This window comes from Candidatus Accumulibacter meliphilus (assembly GCF_036625345.1).
GTDB lineage: Bacteria > Pseudomonadota > Gammaproteobacteria > Burkholderiales > Rhodocyclaceae > Accumulibacter > Accumulibacter meliphilus.
In genome coordinates this window covers 1-12,797 of record NZ_JAZKTZ010000009.1, presented here as the reverse complement: position 1 = coordinate 12,797, position 12,797 = coordinate 1, and the positions used below count along the sequence as shown (strand labels likewise).

The 12,797-nt window shown below is 57.7% G+C and carries 8 protein-coding genes and 1 pseudogene; 2 read left to right on the top strand and 7 right to left on the bottom strand.

What is annotated here, in order from left to right; all coding sequences use genetic code 11:
• Positions 1-146: 146 nt before the first annotated feature.
• The 7 genes from V5B40_RS18095 to V5B40_RS18065 form a co-directional block, all read right to left on the bottom strand.
• Positions 147-779: an MltR family transcriptional regulator gene (locus V5B40_RS18095; RefSeq protein WP_332355802.1), complete on the bottom strand. Its 633-nt coding sequence runs from the start codon at positions 777-779 to the stop codon at positions 147-149.
• Between the two features lie 174 nt (positions 780-953).
• On the bottom strand, positions 954-2,795 hold the full coding sequence (locus V5B40_RS18090) for an IS1634 family transposase (RefSeq protein ID WP_332355801.1): 1,842 nt from the start codon (positions 2,793-2,795) through the stop codon (positions 954-956).
• A 566-nt stretch (positions 2,796-3,361) separates the two neighbouring features.
• A complete protein-coding gene (locus V5B40_RS18085; RefSeq protein WP_332355800.1) occupies positions 3,362-3,919 on the bottom strand; it encodes a FlgO family outer membrane protein in 558 nt (185 codons plus the stop codon).
• Entirely contained in the window at positions 3,919-4,392 is a 474-nt protein-coding gene (locus V5B40_RS18080) for a hypothetical protein (RefSeq protein WP_332355799.1), read from the bottom strand. The genes V5B40_RS18085 and V5B40_RS18080 overlap by 1 nt, the downstream gene beginning before the upstream one ends.
• A 1,008-nt stretch (positions 4,393-5,400) precedes the next feature.
• Complete coding sequence (locus tag V5B40_RS18075; protein WP_332355798.1) at positions 5,401-5,715, bottom strand: hypothetical protein; 315 nt, start codon at positions 5,713-5,715, stop codon at positions 5,401-5,403.
• Positions 5,716-5,994: 279 nt separating this feature from the next.
• Positions 5,995-7,194, bottom strand: coding sequence for a tyrosine-type recombinase/integrase (locus V5B40_RS18070; protein WP_332355797.1), 1,200 nt, complete (start codon positions 7,192-7,194; stop codon positions 5,995-5,997).
• A gap of 60 nt (positions 7,195-7,254) precedes the next feature.
• The gene (locus V5B40_RS18065) at positions 7,255-9,510 is read right to left on the bottom strand and encodes a DNA-primase RepB domain-containing protein (protein ID WP_332355796.1); all 2,256 of its coding nucleotides are present in this window, start codon (positions 9,508-9,510) and stop codon (positions 7,255-7,257) included.
• 1,815 nt (positions 9,511-11,325) lie between these two features.
• Here V5B40_RS18065 and V5B40_RS18060 point away from each other — a divergent pair.
• Entirely contained in the window at positions 11,326-11,976 is a 651-nt protein-coding gene (locus V5B40_RS18060; protein ID WP_332355795.1) for a hypothetical protein, read from the top strand.
• Positions 11,977-12,134: 158 nt separating this feature from the next.
• Positions 12,135-12,797: pseudogene (locus V5B40_RS18055) on the top strand (hypothetical protein); the annotation flags it as partial.

Sequence of the window (12,797 nt, the reverse complement as noted above, 5' to 3'; positions counted from 1 at the left end):
CTCTCAGTTCGGATACTTATTTGACTCACAGTAAAATCCCTACGTTTGATACATAACGTAGCACTTGAGTGATTTTCCACCCGCGACCAAAAAAGCCAGGTGGAAGGTCATTTACAAAGTGCTTATTACCCCACTCCTTCCATCATTTACTCATCCAAATCCAACTTGGCCCGGTGGGCGGTCTTTACTTCCTCAGTGGGCCTATCAGTGAGCCTCGGGTCGGGAGCTCGCACCGTAAGCATGGAGCTGTGAATTTGGGCGAGCACGCCAAATACAGAGCCCAAAAAGTGAAGCCTGGGTTGATCCTTCTTTTCACGAAAAGAGAATTGCAGTTCCCTGCATTTATTTGCAATTTTTTCGTCATCAAAGCTGACAACACTTGGGTGATGTGCAAAGCGATTTCTAATGTCACGCAGCAAGTCCAAATCCTGGCGCACTTCTTTAGAGATTTTACCTAGGTAATAAGCCATCTTGATGCGTGATGAGAAGGTACCCAGTGGGGAGTTGAAATCGAATAAATCTTTCTTGACTTTCTTGGGCTCATAGACTACGGAGAGATACAGCAAGTCAGAGATTGCCTTGTCGAGATATGCTGTGGCAAATAATGCAGAACCACGATCCGATTCGGCTGTCAGCCCTTTTCGAAATGCCTTGATCTCTTGCTGCAAATCGTTGAAATAATCTTCGAAATCCATGGCCATGGTGGCTACCGAATAGCGTCCATCTGCCGCCCCGAAAGCGCCGGGCTCAACCGCTGGTCGTTGGTGGCGGATAAACATTGTTGGAACGAACCCGCCACGATGGCGATCCCCATGAGGATTGTAGGGCCGAACGGCCGGAAGTCAATCGTTTGGCATGACCCCTGTTTAACCTACCCCAAAAAACCTCTTGCATAATCAATTGCTTGCAGGGCAAATGAATTTCTAATGGCACAACAAGCGCGTAATGTGCTGTCAGGCGATCAGTTTTCGGAGTCCTCCGGGTTGTGAGTGGATGCCCAAGGCGCGATAGATCGTCATTTGCTCTGGCTCGGCGTTGGTGGCCTTGCGGACATGGAGCGTGCGGCCATCGCGCTGGCGGAAAGTCGTCGTCGTCCGGCACTGCATCGAGAGGGTCTCGCGCAAAGTCGTCCAACTGTCGTGAATGCCAGCCGCCTTCAGCTTGACGCGAAGGAACTGCACGCACTGGTAAGCCAACACGGTAATGAACAGATGGCCGTCGGCGCGATCTTCCTTGTGATGGTAGATCGGCCGCAAGCCCAGCTCGCTCTTCAGGCTGCGAAACACACTTTCCAGGTCAGTCAGCAGAGTATAGGTGCGCCAGAGCCGCTCTTCATCCCAGTCGAGTTGATTGGTACGCAAGCAATAAACGCCTGGGTGTGTCGCCTGGCTCCCCTCGCGGGGCACCTTCTGCCAGGTGATCCCGGTGATGCGCTTGCCCGACTCGTCCGTCACCAGGTTTACCGTGTAATGCTGGCTGGTGCCGCGACTCTTCTGCTTCAGTCGGCCGAGTCGTTCGAGCAACTTGTCGGGGCGTTTCTCGGCACGCGGTTTGGCCAGGCCATCGAGCATTTGCTGCAATCCGGCTTCGAAGCGCTGGCTGAAGGATTCGAGCATTGCCTCCTCCTTGAGTTGGCGACCCGGTGAATGGCAATTCAACTGAAGCTCTTGACCGTCTTCACTGAGCGTCCGCTGCAAGTGCAACGGTTGCTCGTCGGCGGTCTCGATCGTGATCGCCTGTGTTTCATCGAACTGCCGGGTTCCCCCGCGACGAACGACCAAGTAGCGATAACCGTGTTCGACCAGCCAGGCGACGTTGGCTTCGCTGGCGATGCCCGCGTCCATGATCACCAGCGCCCCTGCCGGGGCGGCCAAGCCGGTCAGCATGCCGGCAAGCGTGCCAGCTTCGCTGACATTCCCTTCGAAGGTCTGCGAGCGGCGCACAAAACCACTGCCGTCGAGCACCAGGCCAAGGGTCACCAAGGGGCAATCGCTACGCTTCTCCTTGGAACGGCCACGCTTGGCCTTGCGATTGCTCGGGACTTCGCCTTCGAAGTAGGTGTTGGTCAGGTCGTAGAGCGTAATCGTCTCTTCCAGACCAAAGAGCGTGCGAACGCTGCCAAACAAACGTGCTTCAATCACCTCCCGATGCTTCATCAGGATGTCCGAACCCCGGTAAAGACCCATGTGTGACATCGACAGGAAGTCGACGTCGATCAGTTCGCCCAAAGCGCTGTGCTTCTGCAGCCAGTTCCAGGTTGCCCGCTCGGAGCCCGGATGGGCCATTCTGCCGATCAAATTGCCGATAATCGACGCCCGCAGAACGCCATTAACGCCCAACTCCCGCAACTGGTCGATGATGCCCAGTTCGACCAGCGCATGCAGGCCGACGTGCTCGACGCCGACCGAACGCGGCTGCATCGTTTGCAGCGAGTCAACATCGACTTCGACGAATGTCGCCGGCGGACGCGGGTTTTCGGCAGGGTCGCTGGCCTCTGTCGCCGACGCGTCGCTCATCGGTGCCCGCACGATCAGCTGCCCGGCGTAGCGCTGGGCCGCACTTTCGATATGACCTGTGCATGGCAACGGCAGCAGCGCTTCCTGGGGGTGCAGCAACTGTTCGATACGACGACACAGTATCGGCCAGTCTTCCTGCTTGATCGCGAAATTGCGCCCGAGATTCAGCAGGGTGATCTGACGGACCTTGCCTGCGATGCGTTCGCCACGCACCAGCCGGTAGGTGAAGTAGCCCTCGCCGGTGACCTTGTTGTTCGTTCGTGTCTGTCGGATATACATGCCCACGATCGTACAAGAAATGCAAGGGGAAAAACCAGAACGGCGAAACTATTATGGCACAACATTACACCTCCAGAAACCCGCCTCTTTCAAATCAACGACTTAAAATCGGCGCGGGCTAGAAAAACCCGAAATATGACAACGAGGTGTTAAAGGGAGGATGAGTGGGCAGTAGATCGATGCTCGCCAATCCGCAATCGTGCCGCCAGGACGCCGACCAGCCGAAAGGTGCCACTACAGCCCCCGGCAGCACACACACATGGCCTCCCCGCCACCGCGCCCTTCCCTTGCGCAAGTTCCCGGCCCTGCCCCACGCCCCGACCACCCCCAGCTCGGTATAGGCCCGGACGCCCACCCCAAACGCAAAGCCCAACCGCGAGGGCTCGGCTAAGCGCTTGTACTACTAGGAATTTTCTGTGGCTCCCCGACCTGGGCTCGAACCAGGGACCTACGGATTAACATTTGCCCTCAGCCCGGGCGCCAACTCGCCAAGGCTGAGGATTCCGATTACCCGTGAGAAACGGAGCATCGAAACTGAGCCAATCCCAGATGCTGCATCAGCTTCCTCACTTGGCACGACCCAGCATGACTCGTATCTCATTGTTGTACGGCAGAACATAGTCATATGCAGCCATAACGATGTTGTTACCCGGCTGCACGATTTTCATGTTGATGAAAACGGCATCGCCGCTCGTTCCATACGTCCCCACGATGACGGCCTGCGCGTCGTGCGAGCGGGCGATTTCGTTGATTTCCCGCGTAAGGAGGAGTTCTCCGGCGCTCTTCTTCATATAGACGTTGCTCCGGAACTTCATCTCGACAACGCTGAATCCTCTCTGGGAAAAACGCGCGGAAACCTGCTCCGAGATCAGCCGGCCGAGTGTGGACGACTGTTCGAGCAGATCAATATTCACAACGGTGGCAACGATGAGCGGGCCGCCATAGGCTTGACTCTTGAACTGTTCCATCAACGCATCGGCGGCGCGGTAGTTGGCGGCGATGAATTCACTCTTGGCGACAGACGCATAGCTAGGTTCGGGCGCACGATTGACGTTGTCGTTGTACGCACAGCCCGTTAGCAAGGCGATAGTCGCCAAGCCGCCAAGCAGGAGCACCTTGGGCATCATTGCCCTCCCCTGACCGTGATGGTGTGCAGGACCGGCGCGGTGGCTGCCTTGTAGAGCATCTCGTCAGAGTCCGCAATGTAGTAGACGTTGGTTGCACGACCAAGGTACTGCGTGGCATCGCTAGCCGAGATGGTGATGATCACTTCGTATTGTGGTGTTGGTCCGGAGGCGAGTTCAGAGGTTGACCAGCGGGTGGCGTCGAAGGCCACGGCGGCCAGGGCACCGGCAGCACCCGGCGAAGTGCCTACCCACAGACCATCCAGAGCCCATAAGCCAGCATAGATTGCAGTCGCGCTGGTGAACGTACCGTCAAGACGCCGCGGTGAAAACTTGACGATCTGGATGTCGAAGTCCACTTCCGTCGCTCCGGCCGGCTGCTTGGCGACATTGACGCCTTCATTGACAAGTGACGTGATCAGCTGGGTACGGAACGCCTGCGCAAATGCTGAGGCTTCCTTGGGAGGCTGCACATAAACGAAGCCGCAGTCAGGTTGTGGCCCCCGACCCACCCCCAGCTCGGTATAGGCCCGGACGCGCACCCCAAACGCAAAAAGCCCAACCGCGAGGGCTGGGCTAAGCGCTTGTACTACTAGGAATTTTCTGTGGCTCCCCGACCTGGGCTCGAACCAGGGACCTACGGATTAACAGTCGAACTCACACCGATTTCTATGGCGGCCAAGCTGAAGATTCGTAACGTCTTTTTCCTTCGCATTCGACCGATCGTTTCGGACCGAGCCTATCCCGAACCTTGGCGCTCGGTCGGTTGCTTTTTGGGTGCGAAAACTCGAACCAAATCAAGGAAATCACCTCACTTTTTACCGACCGGAAACAGAACCGACCCGCGGGGTGAGCGCCGGACTCTGGCCCTCGGGGGACGTCCTGGGCCGTGCCAAAACCCGGGCCTCGGGGACGCCCGCGCGGTGTCGGAAGGGGGCGGTGATCACGGCGGTGCGATCGGCCCGAGAGAGGCATCTGTAAGGCATACAGAGCCATTCGAAGCGGCGACGTTTCCAAGGAAAACTCCCCGAAAAGCAAACCCCCGAAGCTCAGGAGCACTAAGATCACTATCGGCCTGCTCGACCTTGGCGGAGACCAGTAGGCTCCCATGACACCGGCTGCTATTGAGGCACAGAATCCAATAGCTTGTGTAAAGAGCCACTCCCCGCTATCAAGTGGATAGGGTCCAGACGCAGGAGCGGGACTATAAGGTTCGCCATAGAGGGCAGCCCAAACGAAGGGCCGGAGCACCCAGTAGACACTGATGAGCGCGACCAGTATCAGTAAGTATGCTGCCGTGGCAGCTACCACCGCACGCCAAAATGACTGGCGCCTAGGAGGGTGGCGGAGTGATGGTAGTTTCATGGCGCTGTACTCTTTCGCTCACAAGCTCTTTACTCGACGCACAAGACACGCGCATTCCAGAATTTTCAATCGGCCGCCCGCCATAATCTCGATGTTCGGCTAGGCAGAACTAAACTCTATTCCAGTCGAAATGTAAGGCATAACTGCTGGAGTTTTGCTCCCCAAGTTTCATAAGTTGATGGGAGCGTACCTGCATTGATCATATATACAACACGCCCACTTTGTACGAAATAGTTCATTAAAACAACAGTACCACCTTGCTCGCGATGCTTTGCGCGAAAGACAACCATACGAGCGGGTTGACCACTTATCTCAAGCGTTGAGTCCTTAATCACGGAGAGCTCCTCAAACTCTGGGGAGGGCCTATTTATTAAAAACCCTATGTAGTCCGCGAGCGTATCCCCATCAGCAAGCGCATCCTCATTAATCATGATGTATTCGCCGAACGCGTCCAAAACTCCCTCGGATGGTGACTGGAGGAACAGTTTTACTCCACGCGGAAGCTCGGCTGTCTTTACTGTCCACTTCGCCGGAGCAAGGATTGAAACGGATCTGTCTGCGCTAAAATAACGGCTATCGTCTTGAGATTTCGCCTGATCACCGCCGCCCAAATGGGGCGGTGATCCCGGCGCCGCGATTGCCCCGCCCCGGACACGCGCGGCCCCCACTCGGGACCAACTCGCGCCCGGGGCCTCACCGACTACCCGCCGTCACACCGCCGCCGCCCACGCCGCCCCCACGATGTTGCCCCCCTGAATCATCACCGAAGCCGTATTCGCGGCGTCCTGCAACGATCTCGACGACAGATGCGCGTACCGCTGGGTCACCTTCGCATCGCTGTGGCCCAGGATACTCTGCACCTCATACAGCGTCCTGCCGCTATTCACCAGAAACGAGGCGAACTGGTGACGCAGGTCATGAATGCGCAGCTGCGGTAACCCGGCCTTGCTGCGTAACCGCGACCAGACCTTCATGATGGTCGTGTAGGGCTTTCCCGTCTGCGTGTTGATGAAGAGATAGCCGTCCGCGCCCACCGTGTCGAGCCGGGACAGAATTCCGATCGCCGTATCATTCAGAGGCACCGAGCGGATACGCTTGGACTTTGAATTCAAGGCCGGGATTCGCCAGACACGATTCTGAAGATTCACCTGCTCCCAGGTCGCCGAGAGTGCCTCGTTCAAGCGGCAGCCCGTCGAGAGCAGAAACAGGGCGATGCCGCAGACCGCGCGATTGGGGTCGTCGCGCAGCACGGACAGCAATCGTTCGAGCTGATCGCCGTCCAGGTAGTGCTCGACCTTATTATCGCGATTGAACATCGGCACGCGCACCGCCGGGTTACTGTCGGTCAGCCCCCAGTCGATGGCCAGGTTGAAGGCGTGCTTCAGGAGCTTCAGGTGATGGTCGCAGGTGGCATGGGCCAGGCCCTTCTCCAGCAGCGCGGTATGGAACGACTGCAGCTGCTGGCGGGTGATCTGGTTCAGGCGCTTGCTTCCGAACACTTCCTTGATGCGCAGGCGATAGAGCTCATCGTCCCGTAGCCAGCTGCGTTTCCGCGGCGTGACGTAGGGAAGATAATGCCCCTCGAAGAACTCGGCGAAGGTCAGGACTTCCTTCTGCGCCTTGGCCTGCCCGCGAGGGTCGGCACCGAGAGCGATTTCTGCCCTGAGTGACTTCGCCTGCTTGCGTGCATCGGTGAGCGAAAGGTCGATCGTGCGGCCTACTTTCTGGTGACAGGTCTTGCCATTGACATCCTTATAGCGCAGGTAATAGGTGCCCTGCCCCTGGCTGGTGGCGCGCACTTCGATGTACAGGCCGGGTGTTTCAGCGCAGCACATCTCGATGCGGGATTTTCCTTCCGGGCAGAGCAGTTGGTGAGCGATGAAGCTCGGGGTGAGTTTTACGACGGGCATGGTGAAGCCTCCAAGGTTGAGAATGGAAAGGGGTGTGCTACGGAAATGGCGGTGCGGTGATCAGGAAAAAGGGGCCGTCCGGTAGTGCTCAGTCGAATCGGCTATGAGGGCCGTCGCCGGGTCTGGAAGACCCAACCAGATCAGTGGGTGCCGGCAGTAATCGGCCCACTCGCCGCCATAGGTCGCGATGCTCGCTACATCTGCCCGTGGCGAGCCGGCCGCACGCCATGCCACAATGATGGTGAACACCGCGCTGACATACACCCCTCGGCTAGCGCGGACCGCTGCCACGGGATCGCCGGAGTAACTCTGCGTAGCGGGCGTTTCACAGCGAGGGTCTAGGCGGATAGTCAGCACCCGGCGAAGGAGATCGCGCGCTGGCCCGACGTTATTTCCGGAGCCCAAGAACAGCGTACGCGTGCTCACCGTCGCCGTCTCGCTTACCCCCAGGATACGGTCGCTAATATGCTCAGCTGTCAGCATCCGGTTGATTACACCGTGCGGAGTCCAATCAGTGTCCATATCATCGAACTCGACAACCGCAGGGCTGCTCCGCAGCAGCGCCAGGATGGCCTTGGTCGCTTCCTCGGACGTTCTTGGATAGCTCACCTTCCTGTTGCCAGCAGGACCGGCAAAGCAACCGGTCAGGTCACACAGGAAGCTCTTCCCGCTACCGAAAACGGGCGCCTGGACGTGGAAGGCGGGTGCATACGCGAGAGAGAGCCGCACCACCGCGGTGAAGATGGCCGCCAATGCCGCGGCTCGATCGTTGTCCTCGGCGAAGTGGAACTCGCTTAACAGGTCTTCGAGCGTCGCGAGCGCTTTACGTGCTCCCTCGACCGTCGTATCACCAAGGACGAAATCCCGAGGATCAAAGACCCCGAAGCGCTGCGATTCAGAGTCGTAGCCGGGCGTCATGACCAGCTCGCCCGTCCGCTCCCGGAAGTATGGCTGCCGGGCCAAGCCGGTCAGTAACGGCAGATGACGACTGTTCTGCCCATCGTTGATAAGCCCGATATGGCGCTCTGGCGGATCGCACGGGGAGTTTTTCTTTGCGCCAAGATCGGGCTTTTCCCATCGAATAAGTAATGCCAACGTCGTGGTGAGCGTCGCCTTGCTGATCGGTACCATCGAAGCATCGCCGGTGAGCGGATCGATCGCAACTGAGACAATCCGCCCACCCGACCGGTAAAAGCCAAGTTTCGCCAGCTCTCGCTCTGCGGCATCGAGCACGCGCGGCATCTCTCCGGCGACTATGCGGATCACCGGCTTATTTCGCGCCTCGGCCTCCGAAATTTCCAGGAAATGCAGCAATTCGTGCAGACGATAGCGATCGCGATGCGAATGGTGGCAGCAGAAGCCACCACTCGGATAGCCATCGTCGGGCTCAAAGTACGCCGCGCCGTTGTCGAGCTGATCGGTGTGCTCATTAACCCACGGGCACGTAATGTCGTGCTTTCCCGGCCCGGTCTGCGCCTTGTAGAGTCCGCATTCTTTGAGAGCCGTTACCACGGGATTCTCGGCCGCCTTGGGGGTGTAGACGCTATCGCCCCTCTCAGGCAGCGCACGTGAGCGACCCACTGGCGCCTGAGCTGGCCCCCTGGGCACCGGAGTAGCCGTTACCTCCAGTTTCAGGCCGGCAATAATTTCGTCTGCGCTGTAGCGTCGTTCGGGATACCAATCGACCAAGCGGCAAGGAAATGGTGACCCGTCTGCCGCCCGGTATTTCTCCTTGCCATTCACACCGACAGGCATTCGCACCCAGCGGGTGGCAGGCCCGCCAGCGCCGGCGTCACACAGGCCCTTCCGAACAATGGCGCTATGCAGAGCCTCCGCCTCGGCGATGGAAAGTGGGCGGTCAAGAATTATGCCCGCTTGGTGGTTCCCGGAACTGGTCTCGATTAGCCACGAGGGCTTGAAGTCGCCCAGAGACTCAATTGGGACCTTCGTACCCAGATCGTCGAGTAGCAGGCAATGGACAGCTACGGCCTGGCCCTTGCGCGCTTGGACGCTTCCATCCGGTTGCACACTGAAGCTGCCACAGTTCAGGAAGTTGTTGTTGCCTGCGGGGCAGCGATCCGCGAGGGCATCGAGCCTCATCGCGGGCCAGCCGCCCTTCTCGGGATCGCCAGCTTTCGAGCAGATCGCTGGGCTAGCACCTTCGGGTACAGACCGAAATATGGCATTGGCAAACTCGGCGTTGGTGACGTGCGGGCGCTCGGTTACCGTGGGTAGGTCGGGGGCTGGAGCGGCACGGTCACCGCCGTTTTTGGCTTTGATCCACTCGGCCGGCACCTTAGGCAGCGGCTTGGACACGGTCGGAGTCGATCTTTGGTGAGGCGGTACGCATCCAGCCGAGGAAGGCGGAGACGCCTTTGGTGGTGGCGGCTTGGGTAGCGACGAAGCCGCAGTGGTTGATGGAGTTGATGTTCCTGCGCGTTGTGGGCAGAAGTGTGGGGATTTGATGCTTCTCATTGGCTCTATTCCTATTAAGAATTGAGCGTCCGCAAGGAACTGAAAAGCATTGTGGCGGACGCGAAAGCACCTATGCTTTTCGTCCCACGTACCCATCGAGTACGCTCCACTTAGTACTGCCTACGAGCCTTCATCCGCGTGGAAACCTGCGGAAGGCTACTCGATAGTCAGGCCGGTCACGAATACAGGTAGTAGGGCGGAATTCCCCGTTTCGTGTGACCGGCGTCAATGTAGTTGTGCATTCCCACGCGCGCCCTGAGCTCTTTTTGCCCAACACTTCGATCTCTAGACCCATGGCTTCAGAGAGTTGAAGGGCAAAAAAGGGTGGAATCTGCCTGTTACGTTCGGCATAAACGCCCAGCTCGCGGGTAGATCAAATGCAGCGCTGAGTGAAAGCCGGCAGCCATCATACAGTTCTCAGCGTTGCCGCGCAATAACTTTTGGCGAATTTCATCGCTAACCTTTCATTGGCCTTTCCGAGTCCTTCAGGCGAACCTTCAGCACCGCGTCGCCGGACGGTTTCACCGCGCACCCCGGAAAAGCCGGTGAAGGCGGCGCCGGGCCTGTGCACCGCCTTTACCGGCTTGCGGCCCCGCCTCGCGTCGCGTCAGTCGATCACCGAGAATCGCCGGGCGGACCGCTCGCCACGGAGACACCGACGATTTCGTCCTGTTCGCTCGGGTGAAGGCGGCGAAGCCGGAGGGGACCATCGCACCGCCTTCACCGCCTTTTTCGTGCCGCGCGGCGAAATCGTCGTCCCTCCCGGGTGCGCTAGGCGGAACCGCTCACCGCCTTTACCGCCTTCCATCGCCGCGGTCTCAGCACGAAGCGCATAGCTGACGATCACGGAGCCATGCCACCAGTACACTACCTGGTCATTTGGTTTCTCAACTATACATATAGCATTTCTCTTACCTCAAGGACTTGATCAGTAGCGAGGTATAGCCAGGGCTCTCCTCCGATAGTTACTGGACGTGTTCACAGTCTCAGATCAACCAAGAATCTCTTCCAAGGTGCACGCTCTGGTTTCGTCCTATCAGAACACGCACGCCCCGCGCTCTTGGTTTCGCCTTACGAACCGCACGGGCCCGACGATTTCGCCGCGCGCCCCGAAAAAGGTGGTGAAGGCGGTGAAGGCGGCCCCGGGCCATGCGCCGGCTGGCCGCGTGTCCCCCCGCCGTCGCCCGGGCAAAGGCGGTAAAGGCGGCGAAGATGGCGGAGCGGCCCACGGCACCGCCTTCACCACCTTTACCGCCTTTCGCCGGCCCCCGCGGCGCGCACGTCAGCCGCGACGCGCCGGACCGCCCACGGCCGCAGCCCGCCGCCGCCCCGCCGCCGCCGCCGAACCAAAACTCGGGCCCAGGGGACGCGCCCGGGCCGCCGGATGGGGGTGGTCATCCCGGCCCGGCGATCGCCCCGCCTCGGACCCGCGCGGCCCCCAGTCGGGCCCGACCCGCGCGCCCGGGGCCCCGCCCTCGCCGACCGCCGCCGCGCCCCGGCCACGCCGTCTTGGTGGTCTCGACGACTGCTTTCTGGTCGAGTGCTGAATGCGTACAATCGGCCAAGAAGAGACAGTGAAAAAGTCAACCGAAAGGAGCCATTGAACCGATCTCGGCGTATGCTATCGACAACGAGCAGCATCAGGTCGGCGCCGAATTGTTCATCAAGGACGTTCGCTCCGGGTCAATCATCGTGGAGTTGGTCGCCCAAGCCATGCCGGTGGTTCCGCTGCTCTGGCAGGGCGGCTCCTTATTGGAATGGGTCAATCACGCTAAATCGGTGATCGAGTGGCTAAACGGAAAACTGGCTACACCGCCTACGGTGCTGACGAAAAACGACCTTAAGCAGTGGAACAACATTCTTGAGCCGGTCGCCAAAGACAGTGGCTCCCAAATGAACTTCACTGTCTCAGAGGGCGGGACAGTCATAAATCAAGTATTCATCAACTCAGAGCAGGCGAATGCTGCACAGAATGGAATTCGCCGACAGTTGGAGAAACTTGACGAGCCCGATGATCACATTCAGCGAAAGCGCGTGATGATTTGGAGTCAGACAAGATTCTCCGATGGGGGGAGCACCGGGGACCGCGCGGTCATCGAGAACATCACTCCGTCGCCGGTCAAAGTAATATTCGAGAACAGCGCAGTCAAGAAGGCGATGCTCGCCGGCAACTCGCGGTTCCAAAAGCAGTGGCATGATTTGGCCTACATAGTGGATGTTCGCGTTCAAACTGTGCGGGGGGTTCCTAAGGTCTACACAATCATCAACTACTACGACGAAGACACATTCGACCCCGATGAGGCTTAAACCGCCAGCTAAAGCCGAGCCGCAAAACTCAGAATGGAGATGAGGACGTTTACTGACCCAGTTACGCCGAACCCAGCGGTCTGGGGAATGCTACGCGACAAAGCCCCACATCGTCCCTCACCTTGAACGTTATACCTCAACGAGAGTGCTCAGACGATATGAATAAAGAAGAAATGTTTAGCCGATTGGTTGAGAATGCTTTTGACTTTCTATTTAAAGCCATCTCTGAATTAGATGGCCAGCCTAAATATTCGGTTATTCATTTTTATGCGGCGGTCGAGCTTTTCGTCAAGGCTCGACTAATGAAAGAGCACTGGTCATTGGTTATTTCTCAGAGACAGGAAGTAGATTGGGATAAATTTATTGCTGGCGATTTTCAGTCAGTAACACTAACTGAGGCGGCGAACAAGCTCAAAAAGGTAGTACGTAGTGGCCTATCTAACGCAGAGCTGGATGCGTTTAAGGTAGTAGCTAACGACAGAAATAAAATGGTCCATTTCTTTCATGAAGAACACTCTGAGGAAGAAAGTGGAAAATTCAAGCGCCACATAGTTAAGAAGCAACTAAAAGCATGGTTTTTTCTGCATCAACTTCTTATAGCCAAGTGGAAAAAAGAGTTTTCATCGTGGCATAACAAAATCGCAGAATTGGATACGGAATTAAGAAGGCTGCATGAATTTCTTCAAGTAATATTCGACAACTTAAAACCACAGATTGAGGAAAATAGGAAAAAAGATATTCTGTATGACGAATGCCCCTCTTGTGATTTTGAGGCCCAGGAATTTAGCAAATATGAAAATACGATCTACGAAGCCAAATGC